A 16761-nucleotide genomic window follows, 5' to 3' on the forward strand; every position below is an offset into this window, starting at 1 on the left:
CTATTAAACGCCGTTCAAATGAAAAAATCAACAATTGATTCATTTCGTTAGGGGTGCCTGCGGCTCAACGGCCGTGATGGTGACAAAGCCGTCGTCGTAAAGGGGAGACACCGGGGGATCCAGGTGAGGGGTGAGGCAATCGGCCACGCTCACAAGGTGGATGGGGCGGTCCATGGCACCTATTGTGGCTGCCAGTTTTCGGTACAGGGGAAGGGTTGTCTCCGAAGGCCTTACCGGGCGGTAGAGGTAAAGGAGGGTGACGCCGGAAAGATCGGTGGCAAAGAGGTCCCCGTGGCGCCAGGAGACGCGGTGGTCGGCTATGCCCAGGACCCGCTGGAAAAGACGCCCGGCGCTCAGGTGTCCTTTGGAGAGTTCCACCTGCAGGGTGTGGCGGTGGGGGCAAAGGCACTGGAGGAGGAGACCCTGGAGGCCGTTTCCGGCGCCCAGGTCGGCCATGCATGTGTCCGGGGAGACAAGCTCCTTTGTCATGAGCAGGGGCAGGAGGCCCCCGGAGAGGCCATGGAGGCCCTTTTGCTCATCCAGCTGCTTTTTTTCCTCTTCGGTGTATCCGGCGCCTGCGGTGTGGAGGGTGCGGTAGAGCTCCAGCAGGGCATACTCCTGCTCTTCGGTGTCTCCGTCGACCCGGGCTTCGGCAAGGTGGTTGCGCCAGGTTTCGGCTTCCGGGGCGAGGCGCAGCACCTCGGGGTGGCCGGCCAGGGTCATGAGGGCTTTTTCGATGACCTCCACCCCCTGTACCGTGCAGATGGTGGCCTCAAGGGCGTTGCGGATGGTGGTGAATCGGTTCTGCAAGGCGTCCATGGTCTCTCCTGGTTCAGCTGGCTCGGGGTTGGCAGCACCTGTGGTGCCGGGTCAGTTGACGGCACCTACGGCTCATAGCACAGAGAAGGGCAACTGCAACCAAAAAAAGCGTGCCACCGGCGGCAAGGTGGGGGCACCTTGAAACCCTATGGCGAATGCATGAAGGCAGCCATTCTACCTGCGTTACCGGGGCATTCGCGTGATGTGTGACATCTGGCAACCGCCTTTGCAGAAGAGGCCCATTTCATTCTTCTAAAAACACGATGCAGACCTTTTGGGATTCGCTTGACTTCAACCGGAATAACTCCGGCGGAGACTCGACATGATGACTTAAGACCTGTTTGTCAAACTTATCAAAAGTTTGGCTCCCGGCAGGGCCGTCGGAGGGGAAAATATCTAAAAGCGTCAGCCCTGCAAAAAAAAGCCCTGCACGTGTGCAGGGCTTTTTTATTATGGCGTTTTCAACGGAATGTGTTTCGGCCTTAGTGGGCGTAAAAATCCTCCTCGGTGACCTTGTGGCTGAAGACACTGTAGGCCCAGACCTGGTAGGCGATGACCAGGGGGATGAAGATGAGCACCACGGTGAGCATGATCTTCAGGGTCAGGGGGCTGGACGAGGCGTTGAAGGCCGTGAGGCTGAAGGCCTCGTCCAGGCTGGAGGGAAAGAGGCTGGGAAAGAGGCCGACGATGCCGTAGAAGGTGGCGCCGAAAATGGTGGTGCAGGAGGCGAACCACGCCTTGAACCAGGCCTCTTTGGCGATGAAGAACCGGATGGCCGCAAGGGCCGCCACGGTGATGGCGATGATGACAAAGAGCGCGGGCTGGGCAAGGTAGTTGCCGTAAAGGTCCGTTGCAAACCAGCTGGCGCCCAGGAAGGTGACGGCGGCCACCAGGAGGATGGGCCAGAGGATCCGTGCCGTGCGGATGGTGCGTGCCTGGAGGTCCCCTTCGGTGCGGATGCAGAGCCACAGGGCGCCGTGGAGGGTGAAGAGGAGCACGAAGAGAACGCCCCCGGCCAGGCCGTAGGGGTTCAACAGGGTTAAGAGGTTGCCTTCGTAGACACCCTCTCCGTTGAAGGGGATCCCTTGGAAAATGTTGGCAAAGGCCACTCCGAAGAGGAGGGCGGGTACAAAGCTGCCGATGAAGATGGTGGTGTCCCAGACCCTTGTCCAGACCGGGCTGACGATCTGGTCCCGGAACTCAAAGGAGACGCCGCGGATGATCAGGGCAAACAGGATGAGCATCAGGGGCGTGTACAGGGCCGAGAACATCACGGCGTACACCGTGGGGAAGGCGGCGAAGGTAACGCCCCCTGCGGTGAGGAGCCACACCTCGTTGCCGTCCCACAGGGGCCCGATGGCGGCCACCATGGTGCGTTTGTCCGTTTCGCTTTTGCCGAGGAAGGGGTAGAGAGTGCCAACCCCGAAGTCAAACCCGTCGGTGATAAAAAAGATGGCCCAGAGGAGCCCCCAGAGAAAAAACCACGTTGACTGCAAAACCATGAATATATCCTCCCTAATTCAATTCTGAAGATGTGTGCTGCGTTTTCAGCTTAAGCGGCGGTTTCCTGTGCGGGTGCCGGGCCGGTTTTGGCGTGCTTGATCATGAGCCAGAAGCCCACGAAGCCCAGGAGGCCGTACACCACGATAAACCCGATGAGGCTCGCCAGGACCTGGGACGAGGCCACCGGCGATGCTGCCTGGGAGGTCTTCATGAGGCCGTAAACGATCCAGGGCTGCCGCCCCACCTCGGTAAGGACCCATCCGGCTTCGATGGTGAGCAGCGGCAGGGGAATGGCAAGGACCATGGCCGTGAGGAGCCTGCGACTCTCAAGGAGTTTGTTGCGTTTGACAAAGGCCCACACCGTGAGAAAAATCAGCAGGGTGGCGCTGCCCACCATGGTGCGGAAGGCCAGGGAGGTGATGAGGACCGGGGGCCGTTCGTCTTTGGGGATGTCCTTGAGGCCGATGATTTCGGCGTTGAAGTCATGCTTGCCCAGGAAGCTCAGGAGGCCGGGGATGCGCCCAAACTCGATGAGGTTCCGTTCGTTCTTTTCATCGGGAATGGCCAGGATAAAGGAGGGAGCCCGGGTGGTGGTTTCCCAGTGGGATTCCATGGCAGCCAGTTTGGCGGGCTGGGTGTTGGTGACGTTGACCCCGTGCATGTCGCCGGAGACGGCCACCACGATAGCGGAGAAAACCCCGAAGATCAGGCCGAGGCGGAAAGCTCGTGTGAAGAGCTCCACGTTCTGCTTTTTAAGAAGGTGCCAGGCGCTGATGCCCATGACAACGAAGGCGCTGTACATGTAAGCGGCCGACAGGGTGTGAGAGATTTCCAGCAAGGCATACTTCTGGGTGATGACCGCCATGAAGTCGGTGAGTTCAGCGCGGCCGTTGCGGATGGTGTAGCCCACGGGGTTCTGCATCCAGGCGTTGGCGATGAGGATCCACACCGAGGAGAGGGAGCCGGCCAGGGCCACCAGCCACATGACCGTGGCGTGGGCTTTGGCCGAAAGCTTTTTCCAGCCGAAGATCCAGATACCGATGAAGGTAGACTCCAGGAAAAAGGCGGCGGTGGCCTCAATGGCGAGGAGGGAGCCGAAGACGTCCCCTACGTATTCGGAGTAGCGGGACCAGTTGGTGCCGAACTGGAACTCCAGAGTGATGCCGGTGACCACCCCCAGTGCCACGTTGATGAGAAAGAGTTTTCCAAAAAATTTGGTCATGCGAAGCCAGGTCTCATCCCCTGTTTTCGCGTAGCGGGTCTCCATGATGGCCACCAGAACGGAGAGCCCCAGGGTCAATGGGACAAAAAGAAAATGGAACATGGTCGCAGCGGCGAACTGCAGACGGGAGAGCATTACGACATCCATGAATTCCTCCTTACAGCCGGGTCCAGGTCAAGGTAAATCTTTATAATTAAAGTTAGTGGTGTATACGTCGCCTCCGCACAGACGGCTTCGCGTGCCTTGCCAAAGGGGGCCATGCGAAGCCGTCGCGGGTCGGTTTGTCCTCGTGCGCGTTAACCTGCGGTGTTTTTCACATCCAGGACCTCTTTGCAGGAACGGCACGTGTGGGTCTTCTCCACCTCGTCCGAGAAGACCTCATTGACGGTCCCGCATTTTTTGCAGGTTACTTCAATGGGTTGAATGCTTTTAAAGGGCTCGTGCCCGGGACAATGTTGGGTGGTGTTCATGGGTGCCTCCTTAAGTGAAAGTGGCTCTTAAACCATCGTTCATTGTGGGTGGGCCCGGCGGTGTCAACGGTGCGGGCCTCTGCATTCAAACAGGGACGAAACGGGTCGGCGAACCGAGTGCCAGGAAGAAAAGCAAAACATGTGCCAAAAATGAGCGCAGGCAGGGGCTCGGTCGCCGGTAACTGGGGTCGGTCAAAAGCAACCACACCGTTGGGTGCGCGGATTGGGATAAAAAACGAATAGCGGTCGGTCCGTCTGTCCAACAGGGGAATCATACGGCTTAATACCATGGGGTGCAAAGGGAAAATGCTTTTTTTTGCTGCAATCTCGAAGGGATGGGGTGATGCGACCCCGGCTGGGCCGGAGACGCTACTGTCTCGAATCGTTTTTGAGACAGGCCGGGTCGCATATGCGATACGTCTTTTTTCTAAACATTTCGGATGGGTTAAAGAAGAACGCTGTCGGGGATCCCTTGGCGGGGCAGGGGGGAAGGCGTCCTTCTCGGGACCGGCGGCCGGTTGGAATGTCTCATTTTTCTAATGGATGGAACAGGGGCGATGGTTCATGGACAGGGCAGGTCGTCGCTTTTGGTGCCCTGCTTGGTAACGCCGGAAAGCGAAAAATAGCGCACTGACTTGACTTGTTCGGGTTAGGAATTATATATGTGTCTGAAACAGAGGCGGCTAACTGACGGAATATTAGGGGCTTTGGATGCCCCGTTTTTTTCCGGGACGGTTCGTGCCGCTGCGCCGTACCCATTGGGTGGCACGAATTTTGAAACAATTGTCCCTTGAAGTGAAGCACAAGAAAATCCGGCTCCGGGGCCTGGCGGCCTGAGATTGTCAGCGTCGCGGGGAACTCGATGTCATCAGACAAAGCCGGAGATGCAGCAGACGTCTAATCGGTTTGGAAGCGAATCGTTTCTTCGTTTTCGACACGTGATCATTTACCATTCTTTAAGGAGAAGAGAGATGGGCCTGGGTTTTAATGCAGACGAAATTTTTGAGATGGCGGAGCAGATTGAACGCAACGGAGCCAAATACTACCGCGATGCAGCCGAGGCGGTAACCAACGCAGATGATAAGGATTTCCTCGTTGAGCTGGCCGCCATGGAAGACGACCACGAAGTGACCTTTGCCGGCCTGCGAAAAGAGCTGAGCGCCGACGACAAGGCCGAGGTAACCTTTGATCCCGAAGGGGAAGCGGCCCAGTACCTCAAGGCCCTTGCCGACACCCGCGTGTTCTATGACAAGGCCATGGACCTCTCCTCCATGGAGGGCATCCTCAAAGGCGCCATCACCGCGGAAAAAGACTCCATCGTCTTTTACCTCGGCATGAAGGACCTGGTCGCCGGAAACCGCGGCAAAGCCCGCATCGACGACATCATCAAAGAAGAGATGAAGCACATCAAGCTTCTTTCCGGCCGTCTTCTTGCCAACGGCAAGTAAGTGACGGCTCCGGGGGGGCTGTCGGCCCGTTGAGGGTGACTCCCCGGATATCCGGATTTCAAGGCACCTGCTTCCTTTCCATGGCACGTGAAAGGGGGCAGGTGTTTTTTTTGCGGTTTGTCACGGTTGAAGACCCATAAAGCAGTGATTCAGGAGTACCTCCTATGGTTCACGTCGGGTCAGAGCGCAAGGCCATCGATTCGGGCTGCGCCGCCACCACATTTGTTTGTCGGACGTTTCAAGGGCTTTGTCCCCCAACAGGGCTGCCTGGGGTGACAGCAATCCGGATCGTGACAGGAGAACTTCTCCTTGAAAAAAAGCTGTAAAAAGGATAAATTTCCAGAATGATTATCAATCATGCCTCAACCGGCTGCCAACGCCCCTTCTTCCTCCTCCTGAGATAGTCTGCCACTCCCCTCCGGCGTGTTACTCCCTGCAATCGGTGCCGGTTTTTCTGCTTGTGCCGGTGGTGACGTTATTTTATGCGGCGTTGCCTCCCGGTGTTCTTGATGCGTCCGCCGTTTTTTTGAATCCACGACGAGACCGGCCGTGTCGCCTGAATCACGGGCGACGGCGTTTCCGGTGACATGCATGAAGGAGGCACGGTATGACCCGACCCGCGTGGCTCACGGGAAAGACCCCTTTAAAAATCCTGGGGTGGGGAGCAGGCTTCGGCATTATGGCGACGGTGCTTCTGGTGCTTGCCTCAGGATTTATGATCGAGTCCACCAACACGGACACCTTCTGTGTCCGGTGTCATTACATGCACCCCTTCCGGGATTCCTGGCGTGCCTCTGTCCACGGTGGCAGCAACCCGCGGGGCGTGGTGGCCCAGTGCGTGGGACTGTCACCTGCCCCCACGACAACTACATCCAGTACCTTGTGATCAAGGCCAAAACCGGTGCAGGTCATATCTATAATCACCTGTCCATTGATCCCTACACCTACGACTGGGCAGGAAAAGCTGAGGCCAACCGCCAGGAATTTACGTTTGACAGCGCCTGCAGGGCCTGCCACATGGACCTGACCCCTCCGGGTATGAGGCGGGGTGGCTTTATCGCCCATCGGGCCAAGCTGCGCGGTGAGACGGATATGGCATGCTCCAAGTGCCACCCCCATGTTGGCCACCGGGACATGCTGGATATGGTGGAACGATATTTCTCCAAAGGCAAGGCCATGTAAGGCAACCGGAAACGGTTGCCTTTTTTTATGGTTCCCTTATGGGCTTTTCGGCTCCGTTGGGGGCTTCCTGTGCCAATCAGAGGGCAGTCTCCACAAGGCCGTTGTCCCTGGGGACGGCTCCGCAATGTTCATACGACACGCGTGTTGATGCAAACCCAAAGTAATGTGAGGAGGTGTTCATGTTGAATTCAGGCAGACGGGTTTTGTTGTGGGGTTTTGCTTTTCTAACGGGGATGGTTGCCCACGGGGCTGCGGAGACCGGGTATCCGGACCTGGCGACCAAGGAGTTCAAGATTGTCCGGGGTTACAGCCAGGAGGCCCTGGCATGCATCGAATGCCATGCGGCCAAGACCCCCGGGGTGGTGGAGGGCTGGAAACTCAGCAAGATGGCCCATGCCGGGGTCTCGTGTTACGACTGCCATACCGTGACCAAGCGCTCGCCCATGGCCTCCCAGTGCGAGGGGCTCAAAGGGACGGACACCTTTATTTCCCCCATGGTCTCCTCCGGGACCTGCAGCCGCTGTCACCCCGTGGAGGTGGAGCAGTTTCTTAAGAGCGGCCACGCGGAGCTTGCCTCGGCACCGGTGGTGGAAAACGAGAAGTTCCTGAAGCTCATGTACCATTACGAAGGGGCCGAGTTCATCGGCAACCCCCTGGGCTCCTTTTCCAACCGGGCCGCACGGTCCAGCGGCTGCCAGATGTGCCACGGCACCCAGGTGGAGGTGGGACCCGACAACAAGCCCATCAAGGAGACCTGGCCCGGAGGTGTCGGTACCCGGTACCCGGACGGCAGCATCGGCAACTGCACGGTCTGCCACACCCGCCACCGCTTCTCCATTTCCGAGGCGCGGAAACCCGAGGCGTGTGCCAGTTGCCACCTGGGCCCGGACCACCCCAACATCGAGATCTATATCGAGAGCAAGCACGGGCAGATGTTCCTGGCCCACGGGGATGAATGGGAGTGGGACAGCGCCCCGGATACCTGGGAACCCGGGGATTATACCGCCCCCACCTGCGCCACCTGCCACATGAGCGGTATCGGCGAGCTGGCCACCTCCCACAACGTGAACGAGCGGCTCAAGTGGGACCTGGTTCATGCGCGCAGCGAGCTCAGGAGCGGGGTCCGGGGGGACGGCAAAAAGGGCGAGGAGATGATGAAGAAGGTGTGCGCCAACTGCCACGGGACCAGCCATATCAAGGCCCAGCGGGACACCCTGGACAGCACGGTGGAGCTGTACAACTTCTACTGGGACAAGGCCGTGGCCATGAAAGAGGGCCTGCAGGCCAAGGGGCTCTTGAAGGACGACCCCTGGAAAGACGGGTTCCAGGAGCTGATGTACTACCTCTGGCACCACACGGGCAGAAGGGCGCGCCACGGCGCAGCCATGGGCGGGCCGGACTATGCACACTGGCACGGTTTTTTCCAGATCTTCCAGGTCTACAAGGACATGGAGGACCTGTATGATTTTCGTATGAAGGCCAACAAGATCGAACCGTTGAGCCCAGTGATGAGCACCGGGCCCCTCTGATAGTGGGGAACGTCGGAGACATGAGGGCGGTTCCGCATGCGGGGCCGCCCTTTCTGTGTGGCACGGATCGTGCGTAAGAAACGTCAAGGGAGGAGACGTTCGGCCCGGGCATCGCCCTGGAAAGAAAGAGACCGCGGCCCCTGGCTACAGCTTGCCGTTTTCCGCCAGGTCCTCCAGGCGCTCCACGTCCAGAATAGTGATCTCGCGTCCGGAAACCCGGATGAGTCCCTCGGAGGCCATCTTGGCCTGGATTCGGGAGAGGGTCTCGGGGATGGTGCCCAGAAGGCTTGCCAGCTGGCCTTTGGAGATGGTGAGGGTCACTTTTTCCCGGTTGTTCTGTTCTCCGGCAAGGAAGAGCAGGTGGGAGGCGATGCGTCCCGGCACCTCCTTGAGGGAGAGGTTCTCCACCTGGACGGTGAACTGCTTGAGGCGCATGGACAAGACAGCCAGGAGTTTCATGGCCAGGGCCGGTTCCTTGGCGATGAGGCGGATGAAGGCCTCCCTGGGAAAGAAGAGGAGGGTGGTCTTGGCCAGGGTGGCCGCAGAGGCCGGAAAGGGAATGCCTGCAAAGACGGCCACTTCCCCGATGGGCTCCCCCGGACCGAAGACGTGGAGGATCTGCTCCTTGCCCTCGGCCGAGGCCTTGAAGACCTTCACCTGGCCGTCGGCCACGATGTAGAACCCGTCTCCGGGGTCTCCGTCGGAGAAGATGAGTTCGCCTTTCCGGTACTGCTTCTGAATGGCCAGGCCGGCCAGGAGGTCCAGGTCGTGGGGCTCCAGTCCGCTGAACAGGGGAACCGAGGCGAGGATGGCTGGGATGGATCGGGACATGGGCATACATCTCTTGTGCGGTGAAGGGCCCACGTGTTGTCGGACCTGATTTAAACAGTGACCACGATTTTTTCTGTTTTTGCACGCTCCTTGACCTAAGTCAAGGTACAGGGACGGGCAGTGGGGTAGGTTGGGATCACGACGGAGAAATCCCCTTTGCCGACAAAGCGGCTTTCTCGGCATACACGAACCAACAATGACCCAGACGCCTGGTGAAGGAAAAAATGCCGGCGGGCATGACTCGGGTCCGATAGAGACAACAACCATAAAAAAATGAGCGAGGAGACCACCATGTTTTGTTTTCAGTGTGAGCAAACGGCTAAGGGAACCGGGTGTACCAAGATTGGCGTCTGCGGAAAACAGCCTGAGGTTGCAGCCCTGCAGGACCTTTTGATCCACGCACTTAAAGGCCTCTCCCTATACGCGGTGAAGGCCGCCGAGATGGGCCACCGGGATGAGAAGATGGACCTTTTCACCTGTGAGGCCGTCTTTTCCACCCTCACCAACGTGGATTTTGACCCGGCCCGCTTTGTGGAGCTCATCGCCGAGTGCGAGGCATACACCAAGGTACTGAAGGAGAAGACCGGCCTCAGCCTCGAAGGCGCTTCCTGCACCTGTGCCGGCAAGAGCCAGGCCGAGCTGGTGGCCCTGGGCGAAGGCGTAGGGATCAATGCGGACCCGACCCTGGATGAAGACATCCGCTCTTTGAGGGAGCTCCTCGTGTACGGCATCAAGGGCCTTGCAGCTTACGCAGACCACGCGGCCATCCTCGGCCAGAAGGACCCCGCGGTCTTCGCCTTTGTCTACGAAGCCCTGGCAGCCACCCTGGACAGCACCCTGGGGGTCAACGACCTGGTGGGGCTCTGCCTCAAGTGCGGTGAGGTGAACATCCGCGCCATGGAGCTGCTGGACGCGGGCAACACCGGCACCTACGGCCACCCCGTCCCCACGGAGGTGCCCCTGGGCGCCAAGGCGGGCAAGGCGATCCTCGTCTCCGGCCACGACCTCAAGGACCTGGAGATCCTGCTCAAGCAGACCGAAGGCAAGGGCATCAACATCTACACCCACGGCGAGATGCTTCCCTGCCACGGGTACCCGGAGCTCAAGAAATACGACCACTTCTACGGTCACTACGGCACGGCATGGCAGAACCAGGCCAAGGAGTTCGACGCCTTCCCCGGCGCCATCCTCATGACCACCAACTGCATCCAGAAGCCCAAGGAGACTTACAACGACCGCATCTTTACCACCGGACTGGTGGGATGGCCCGGCGTGTCCCACATCGGCGACAGCAAGGATTTTACCCCGGTGATTGAAAAGGCCCTGGCCAGCGAAGGGTTCCCGGCGGACACCGACAAGGACACCGTCATGGTCGGGTTTGCAAGAAACGCCGTCCTCGGCGTGGCCGACAAGATCATCGACGCGGTGAAGGGCGGGGCCATCCGTCACTTCTTCCTGGTGGGCGGCTGTGACGGCGCCAAACCGGGCCGAAACTACTACACCGAGATGGTGGAGCAGATTCCCCAGGACTGTGTGGTGCTGACCCTGGCCTGCGGCAAATTCCGCTTCTTTGACAAGAAACTCGGTGACATCGGCGGCATCCCCAGGCTCCTGGACGTGGGCCAGTGCAACGACGCCTACTCAGCCGTGCGCATCGCCATGGCCCTGGCCGAGGCCTTTGACTGCGGGGTCAACGATCTGCCCCTCTCCTTTATCCTCTCCTGGTACGAGCAGAAGGCCTGCGTCATCCTGCTCTCCCTGCTTCACCTGGGGATCAAGGACATCAAACTGGGGCCCTCCCTGCCGGCCTTTATCTCCCCCAATGTGCTCAACGTACTGGTGGAGAACTTCAACATCGCCCCCACGGGCACCGTTGAGGATGACCTGAAGGCTGCTTTGGGATAGGCAAAACCAGGTGATCGCACCACGCGATCACCTTCAGGACCCAAGGCGCCCCGCACCGGATGAGGGGGCGGGGCGCCTTGTTTGAGATGACCGCCGGGCGGGAAACCGCCCGAATCAAAGGGGGTGTGCCATGAAATGTCCGGGTCAGGATACCCAGTACTGGGGATACGGTGCCATCTTTGAGGCTGATTGTCCCGAGTGCGGGACCACGGTGGAGTTCTTCAAGGACGACACCATGCGTACCTGCAAGGGGTGCGGCAAGCGGCTGGCCAATCCGAAGCTCGATTTTGGCTGCGCCTCCTATTGTCAGTTCGCCGACGCCTGCCTGGGCTCGTTACCCCCGGAGCTGCTGGCGGAAAAACGGAACCTGATCAAAGACCGGGTGGCCGTTGAAGTGAAAAAACGGTGTGGAAAGGATTTTGCCAGGATCGGCAGGGCCGCGCGACTCGCCGCCCATGCCGAGCAGATCGCGACCCGCGAGGCCGGGGCCGATCTTGCGGTCCTGCTCTGCGGGGCGTACCTGGCCGCGCTTTCCCGGGAAGAGGCCCGGGAGGTGCTCGGGGCCATCACCGCACCGGAGGGGCTCATCACCGAGGTGACAGCCCTTTTGGAAGGGGATGCCCCTGACCACAAGGCGGATGCGAACCGGATGATCCTTGAGGATGCCCGCCGCATCGCCGATGAAGAGGACCGGTGCGGGGGAGCCCCCCTGGACGAGGCGGCCTTTGAAGAGGGACTGGCCCGCCGTCTGAAGACGGCCGGGGCCGTGGACGAGGCCCGCAGGGTCCTTGTGCGACCGTAAGAACCACCACGCTTAAGATAACATCGCCGGCAGCGGCGTAACGATACAAAGGGGAATGACCATGAAAATCATGCGAAACATCATCGAAATCGACGAAGAAAAATGCACCGGATGCGGGCTCTGTGTTCCCGCCTGTGCCGAAGGGGCCATTGAGATCATCGACGGCAAGGCCAAGGTGATCAAGGACCTGCTCTGCGACGGCCTGGGGGCCTGCATCGGGGAGTGCCCCGAAGACGCCCTGCACATTGTCACCCGCGAGGCCGATGCCTTTGATGAGGAGGCGGTGCACGCCCACCTGGCCGCAAAAGAGACCGCGGACAAAGGGGCTGCCCAGCCCGTGCCCCGACCCGGCGGCTGCCCGTCTGCGGCCCTCATGGACTTTTCGGGCCCCTCGGCCTGCCAGAAGGCCAATGTGCCCAAAGATCAGGTGTCCGGTGTCTCGGCATTGTCTCACTGGCCGGTACAGATTCGTCTCATTCCCCCCACGGCGCCCTTCCTTAAAGGGGCGGACATCCTGGTGACCGCCGACTGCGTGCCCGTCTCGTACCCTGACCTTCACACCACCTATCTCAAGGGTCGCAAGGTGATGCTGGGCTGCCCCAAGTTCGACGACGCCCAGAGCTACATCGAAAAGTTCCGGGACATTTTTTCCGTTGCCGGCATCAAGAGCGTCACCGTGCTCATCATGGAAGTGCCTTGTTGTTCGGGGCTTCCCACCATCGTCAAGAAGGGGATGGAGCTCGCAGGCGTGGATGTTCCCGTGGAAGTGGTGGTCGTCGCCCTTGACGGACGCATCAAAGCATAGGCCTTTTTTAGCCTTTTGTCCCAAAGGCAGGGGCTGCCATGCCGCAACGCATGTTGAGAAAATGATCCCGGTGGGGTATTGTGAAATATACCCCCATCGGCACGAATCATGCAATTGTTTCGGTAAGATCTCCGTATCGGTGACACAGGTGAGGCCTTGAGCCTCACCTGTTCTCCCGCTCGATCTGGTTTGTATTTCGAATGAGACATGATGTCAGGGACTCGGAAACGATGAACGAGGACATACGGAGGTTGCGGCCGGTTCGGCGATGACGCCGACGGTCGGTGATCCTGGCTGCGTGAGACCGAAACAGCCTTTCTGTCCTCCCCTTGTTGATTTCCATGTCCCTCCCAATCAATCGGTCTGCAGAAGCAGGCTCAACACCAAGATCCGGTGGCCGCGCCACTCCGGTCCAGGTTCCATCCCCGTCTTCGATATCGGCCGGCTGCCCAGGGGAGTGAGTTATGGAAAAATTGGACAAGAAGGTCAAGAAGGCCGTTCCCATCAACGAGGTGACCCAGTGCGAGGCCACCGGCCGCATGCTTGAGAAGGCGAGAAGAGACGGCGTGGTGGTGGCCTTTGACCGGGCCGCTGAGATGAAACCCTGCCCCATCGGGGCGGAGTCGGCCTGTTGCAAGATGTGCTATATGGGGCCCTGCCGCTTGAATGCCAGGGACCCCTACGGCAAGGTGGGGGTGTGCGGCGCCACCATCGATACCATTCAGTCCCGGAACCTGGCTCGCATGGTGGCCTCGGGTTCTGCGGCCCATAACGACCACGGCATGGCGGTCCTGGAACTCTTCAAGGGCGTGGCCAACGGCACCATCACCGATTACACCATCAAAGACCCCTACAAACTCGATGCCCTGTGCGCGGAGCTGGGCCTGGACGTGGACGGCATGACCGTCCAGGAGAAGGCCCTGGCCCTGGCCGACGAGCTGGAGAAGACCTATACCCAGACCGAAGGGGAGATCCCCTTTGCCAAGCGCGTTCCTGAAAAGACCCTGGAGACATGGCGCAAGCTCGATATCGTCCCCCGGGGTGCCATGATCGAGGTGCTGGGCATCATGAGCCGGACCCACATGGGGTGCGACCAGCACTACGAGAACATCACCAAGGCCATCAGCAAGGCGGCCCTGGCCGACGGGTGGGGCGGCTCCATGGTGGCCACGGAGCTTGGGGACATCATGTTCGGAACCCCCTCTCCGGTCCAGGCCGACGTGAACTTCGGTGTCCTTAAAGAGGATCACGTCAACGTCATTGTCCATGGCCACGAACCCAACCTTTTTGAGTCCATGCTGGTGTCCGTGAGTGACCCCTCCCTGGTGAAGATCGCCCGGGAAAAGGGGGCCAAGGGCATCAACCTGGTGGGCATGTGCTGCTCCGGCGCGGAGATGATGTCCCGCCACGGCGTGCCCCATGCCGGAAACTTCATGAGCACCGAGCCCGTTCTGGTGACCGGTGCCGTGGACGCCATGGCCGTGGATATCCAGTGCATCCAGCAGGGCCTGGTGAAAACCGCCGAGTGCTATAAGACCCACCTCATCACCACCAACCCCCGCTGCCACATCGAAGGGGCCCGTCACATCGAGTTCGACGAGCATGTTCCCAGGGAATGTACCGACGAGATCGTCACCCTGGCCATTGCCCGCTTCGGAGACCGGGGCGTGGACGTGGAGATTCCCAAGATCGTCAACGAGCAGTTCAACGGCTTCTCCCACGAGTACATCAACTACATGCTGGGCGGCAGCTTCCGCAGCAGCTACGCCCCCTTGAACGACAACATCATCAACGGCCGCATCCGAGGGGTGGCAGGGGTCGTGGGCTGCGTGAACCCGCGGGTGAAACAGGACTGGGTCCATGTGGAGCTGGTCAAGGAACTCATCAAAAACGACGTGCTGGTGATCCAGACCGGGTGCTCGCAGATCGCCCTGGCCAAGGCCGGGCTCACCGTGCCCGAGGCAGCGGTCCTTGCCGGGCCGGGCCTCCGTGAGGTGTGCGAGGCCGTGGGCATGCCGCCGGTATTGGGCCTGGGCTCCTGCGTGGACAACACCCGGATTCTCATCGCCGCCACGGCCATGGTGAACCAGGGCGGCCTGGGGGACTCCATCGCGGATCTGCCCGTGGCCGGAGCCGCGCCCGAGTGGATGAGCGAAAAGGCCGTTGCCATCGGCCAGTACTTTGTGGCCTCGGGCGTGTTCACGGTCTTCGGGGTGGGCTTTCCCACGGTAAAGGAGACCAAATTCCACGACCTCCTCTTTGGCGGTTTGGAGAATCAGGGGCTGGGCAAGTGGGGCGTCACCAAAGATCCCTATGAGATGGCCGCCATGATGGTGGCCCATATCGACAAAAAACGTAAAGAACTCGGCATTGACAAGGCACGGGAACGTGTCTTGACGGACATGGCTTCACGCCGGGAGCTGGCCTGATAAAACGCGGGCACAGGGGCGCTGGAGGGCGCCTTGTGCCCGGAAGACAGTGTTGTTCAAAGCGGGATGCCCGACCGGGCATCCCGCCGCAAGGTTTAGAATACGCCGGTTGGGTCTCAACAGGGCCCAGCGGCACAACCCATGCAGGAAAAAACCATGATTTTATATGACGGCATCTACTCCTGGTCGGGAAAGACAAGCTCGGGAAAGCGGCCGGTCAGCTGGTGGCCCGGGTCCTACCGGGTGAAAATTGTCGACCTGTCCGACACCACGCCGGACGGGGTGTTTCATATCAAGCCCGTAATCTGCCTTTTTGCCGATACGGGCAAAGGGTTCAACGTGCGGAACCATTTTCAGTATTTTGCCCAGTCCATCTGTCAGGAGTTCGGGCTTACGTTGAACAAGGTGCTCTGGGTGGAGTATTACCCGGAAGGGACCGCCATGGATGTGGCCACCCTCAACGAAGGGGCCATGGTGGGCAAGGAGAGACTCTATACGGTCCACTGGCGACCCGTCCATGAGGACGAAGCCCAGTTGATCGGGGCCCATAAGGGGACGACAAACGGGCTGTTTGCCTACTTACATACGAAGGAGTGAAACCCATGGAGCCACGGAGCCGACGGTAAGAACATTCAGATGTCCTGTGCCGTGGTAATGAAGTCACTCTTGATGCGCCGAATCAGGTGGTGAGCCGGACCCTGGCCACCACCCCCGGGGTGGTCATCACCCTGTTTGCCTTTGACGAGGGCGAGGAGATCAGCGCCCATACCGCCCCCGGAGATGCCCTGGTGCAGGTGCTGGACGGGCGCGTCAAGATCAACATCGACGGTGCTGTCCTGGAGGCTGGGACCGGAGAATCGGTGGTTATGCCCAAAGACGTGCCCCACGCCCTTGAGGCCCTGACCCCGTTTAAGATGCTGCTGACTGTGGTGAAAAAACCGAAAACCATCGGCACGTTGTGATGCGGCCGTTCCAAGGAAATGGATTGAGCATGAAGTGGACTCCAGAAGCAGAAGCAGCGATCAAAAAGGTGCCGTTTTTTGTCCGCAAGCGGGTGAAAACCCGTGTGGAAGAGGAGGCCGCAGAGGCCGGTGTGGCCGTGGTGACCCTGAAGGAGGTCAACCGGACCCGGGCGCGGTTTTTAAACAAAATGGAGGATGAAGTGGCAGGCTTTCAGGGGGCGAAGCCTGTTTCGGCGACGGGGAGGTTGCAGGCCTGCGGGAGCAGGGGGCTCCAGGAGAAGGTGAAGGCGCACTTAGAGGCCGAGGACATCCTCGGGTTTCTCCGGGAGCGGGTCAAGGGCAAGCTCAAGTTTCACCATGAGCTGCGCGTGGCCTTTGCCGACTGCCCCAACGCCTGCTCGCAGCCCCAGATTCGGGACATCTGCATCATCGGGGCCATGGTACCGGAAACCTCGGAGACCCCGTGCACCCAGTGCGGTGCCTGCGTCACCGCCTGCGCCGAAGAGGCCGTGACCCTGTCGGACACAGGCCCTGTGCTGGACATGGAGCGCTGCCTGGTCTGCGGCAGGTGCGTTGCGGTCTGCAAACCCGGGACCCTGGTGGGGCTCCGCAGGGGGTATCGCGTCCTTCTGGGGGCGGGCGATTGGGGCGCCACCCGCGCCTTGCCATGGAGGTGCCCGGGATCTTTGATGAAGAAGCCGCCTTTGATATCGTCCGGCACTGCGTGGCCTTTTACAAGGCCCGAAGCACCGGCGGAGAGCGGTTTTCCCGCCTTTTTACCGAGGCTGACTTTCATGAGGTGGTGCTGCGTTTCCGCGACAGGTCCCTGACCGCCGTCGGAAGCTCACGGGCTG

16 protein-coding genes are annotated in these 16761 nt (G+C 60.0%); 11 read left to right on the forward strand and 5 right to left on the reverse strand.

Features of this window, described 5'->3' with window-relative positions; translation table 11 throughout:
- Positions 1-39 precede the first annotated feature (39 nt).
- The 4 genes from ACOYW1_RS01110 to ACOYW1_RS01125 form a co-directional block, all read right to left on the reverse strand.
- Positions 40-819, reverse strand: coding sequence for a hypothetical protein (locus ACOYW1_RS01110; protein ID WP_482421335.1), 780 nt, complete (start codon positions 817-819; stop codon positions 40-42).
- A gap of 482 nt (positions 820-1301) precedes the next feature.
- Positions 1302-2321 (reverse strand): cytochrome d ubiquinol oxidase subunit II, encoded by a 1020-nt coding sequence (gene cydB / locus ACOYW1_RS01115; protein WP_482414840.1) that lies wholly within the window; start codon positions 2319-2321, stop codon positions 1302-1304.
- Positions 2322-2371: 50 nt separating this feature from the next.
- Complete coding sequence (locus ACOYW1_RS01120) at positions 2372-3691, reverse strand: cytochrome ubiquinol oxidase subunit I (protein ID WP_482414841.1); 1320 nt, start codon at positions 3689-3691, stop codon at positions 2372-2374.
- Between the two features lie 149 nt (positions 3692-3840).
- On the reverse strand, positions 3841-4014 hold the full coding sequence (locus tag ACOYW1_RS01125; RefSeq protein WP_482414842.1) for a hypothetical protein: 174 nt from the start codon (positions 4012-4014) through the stop codon (positions 3841-3843).
- A 971-nt stretch (positions 4015-4985) separates the two neighbouring features.
- On the opposite strand from ACOYW1_RS01125, the gene ACOYW1_RS01130 reads away from it, so the two are divergent.
- From ACOYW1_RS01130 to ACOYW1_RS01145, 4 genes are all read left to right on the forward strand, one after another.
- Positions 4986-5462 (forward strand): ferritin-like domain-containing protein, encoded by a 477-nt coding sequence (locus tag ACOYW1_RS01130; RefSeq protein WP_482414843.1) that lies wholly within the window; start codon positions 4986-4988, stop codon positions 5460-5462.
- Between the two features lie 607 nt (positions 5463-6069).
- The gene (locus tag ACOYW1_RS01135; RefSeq protein WP_482421336.1) at positions 6070-6348 is read left to right on the forward strand and encodes a NapC/NirT family cytochrome c; all 279 of its coding nucleotides are present in this window, start codon (positions 6070-6072) and stop codon (positions 6346-6348) included.
- Positions 6297-6644 (forward strand): hypothetical protein, encoded by a 348-nt coding sequence (locus ACOYW1_RS01140; protein WP_482421337.1) that lies wholly within the window; start codon positions 6297-6299, stop codon positions 6642-6644. Before ACOYW1_RS01135 ends, ACOYW1_RS01140 begins: the two co-directional genes overlap by 52 nt.
- Positions 6645-6823: 179 nt before the next feature.
- Entirely contained in the window at positions 6824-8173 is a 1350-nt protein-coding gene (locus tag ACOYW1_RS01145) for a multiheme c-type cytochrome (protein WP_482414845.1), read from the forward strand.
- A 144-nt stretch (positions 8174-8317) separates the two neighbouring features.
- On the opposite strand, the gene ACOYW1_RS01150 is transcribed toward ACOYW1_RS01145, so the two are convergent.
- The gene (locus ACOYW1_RS01150; RefSeq protein WP_482414846.1) at positions 8318-9004 is read right to left on the reverse strand and encodes a Crp/Fnr family transcriptional regulator; all 687 of its coding nucleotides are present in this window, start codon (positions 9002-9004) and stop codon (positions 8318-8320) included.
- Between the two features lie 291 nt (positions 9005-9295).
- Here ACOYW1_RS01150 and hcp point away from each other — a divergent pair, with 291 nt between their 5' ends.
- The 7 genes from hcp to ACOYW1_RS01185 all read left to right on the forward strand — a co-directional run bounded on the left by hcp (position 9296) and on the right by ACOYW1_RS01185 (position 16737).
- Complete coding sequence (hcp, locus tag ACOYW1_RS01155) at positions 9296-10909, forward strand: hydroxylamine reductase (protein ID WP_482421338.1); 1614 nt, start codon at positions 9296-9298, stop codon at positions 10907-10909.
- A 130-nt stretch (positions 10910-11039) separates the two neighbouring features.
- Complete coding sequence (locus ACOYW1_RS01160; protein ID WP_482421339.1) at positions 11040-11711, forward strand: HD domain-containing protein; 672 nt, start codon at positions 11040-11042, stop codon at positions 11709-11711.
- Positions 11712-11772: 61 nt separating this feature from the next.
- Positions 11773-12516 carry an ATP-binding protein gene (locus tag ACOYW1_RS01165; RefSeq protein ID WP_482421340.1) on the forward strand — a complete coding sequence of 248 codons (744 nt, stop codon included), beginning with the start codon at positions 11773-11775 and terminating at the stop codon, positions 12514-12516.
- A gap of 464 nt (positions 12517-12980) precedes the next feature.
- Entirely contained in the window at positions 12981-14945 is a 1965-nt protein-coding gene (gene cooS / locus ACOYW1_RS01170) for an anaerobic carbon-monoxide dehydrogenase catalytic subunit (RefSeq protein ID WP_482421341.1), read from the forward strand.
- 156 nt (positions 14946-15101) lie between these two features.
- A complete protein-coding gene (locus ACOYW1_RS01175) occupies positions 15102-15542 on the forward strand; it encodes a hypothetical protein (RefSeq protein WP_482421342.1) in 441 nt (146 codons plus the stop codon).
- Positions 15543-15631: 89 nt separating this feature from the next.
- On the forward strand, positions 15632-15907 hold the full coding sequence (locus tag ACOYW1_RS01180; RefSeq protein WP_482421343.1) for a cupin domain-containing protein: 276 nt from the start codon (positions 15632-15634) through the stop codon (positions 15905-15907).
- Positions 15908-15936: 29 nt separating this feature from the next.
- Entirely contained in the window at positions 15937-16737 is an 801-nt protein-coding gene (locus ACOYW1_RS01185) for a 4Fe-4S dicluster domain-containing protein (protein WP_482421344.1), read from the forward strand.
- Positions 16738-16761: the final 24 nt, after the last annotated feature.

The sequence above is a fragment of the Desulfoluna sp. CYM3A genome, assembly GCF_056829965.1.

What these genes read in the sequence shown, in the direction of transcription:
- ACOYW1_RS01135 (WP_482421336.1), top strand. Translation starts at nt 6,070, where the DNA reads ATGACCCGACCCGCGTGGCTCACGGGAAAGACCCCTTTAAAAATCCTG.
- ACOYW1_RS01120 (WP_482414841.1), bottom strand. Translation starts at nt 3,691, where the DNA reads ATGGATGTCGTAATGCTCTCCCGTCTGCAGTTCGCCGCTGCGACCATG.
- cydB (WP_482414840.1), bottom strand. Translation starts at nt 2,321, where the DNA reads ATGGTTTTGCAGTCAACGTGGTTTTTTCTCTGGGGGCTCCTCTGGGCC.
- ACOYW1_RS01145 (WP_482414845.1), top strand. Translation starts at nt 6,824, where the DNA reads ATGTTGAATTCAGGCAGACGGGTTTTGTTGTGGGGTTTTGCTTTTCTA.
- cooS (WP_482421341.1), top strand. Translation starts at nt 12,981, where the DNA reads ATGGAAAAATTGGACAAGAAGGTCAAGAAGGCCGTTCCCATCAACGAG.
- ACOYW1_RS01110 (WP_482421335.1), bottom strand. Translation starts at nt 819, where the DNA reads ATGGACGCCTTGCAGAACCGATTCACCACCATCCGCAACGCCCTTGAG.
- ACOYW1_RS01175 (WP_482421342.1), top strand. Translation starts at nt 15,102, where the DNA reads ATGATTTTATATGACGGCATCTACTCCTGGTCGGGAAAGACAAGCTCG.
- ACOYW1_RS01150 (WP_482414846.1), bottom strand. Translation starts at nt 9,004, where the DNA reads ATGTCCCGATCCATCCCAGCCATCCTCGCCTCGGTTCCCCTGTTCAGC.
- ACOYW1_RS01160 (WP_482421339.1), top strand. Translation starts at nt 11,040, where the DNA reads ATGAAATGTCCGGGTCAGGATACCCAGTACTGGGGATACGGTGCCATC.
- ACOYW1_RS01165 (WP_482421340.1), top strand. Translation starts at nt 11,773, where the DNA reads ATGAAAATCATGCGAAACATCATCGAAATCGACGAAGAAAAATGCACC.
- ACOYW1_RS01125 (WP_482414842.1), bottom strand. Translation starts at nt 4,014, where the DNA reads ATGAACACCACCCAACATTGTCCCGGGCACGAGCCCTTTAAAAGCATT.
- hcp (WP_482421338.1), top strand. Translation starts at nt 9,296, where the DNA reads ATGTTTTGTTTTCAGTGTGAGCAAACGGCTAAGGGAACCGGGTGTACC.
- ACOYW1_RS01130 (WP_482414843.1), top strand. Translation starts at nt 4,986, where the DNA reads ATGGGCCTGGGTTTTAATGCAGACGAAATTTTTGAGATGGCGGAGCAG.
- ACOYW1_RS01185 (WP_482421344.1), top strand. Translation starts at nt 15,937, where the DNA reads ATGAAGTGGACTCCAGAAGCAGAAGCAGCGATCAAAAAGGTGCCGTTT.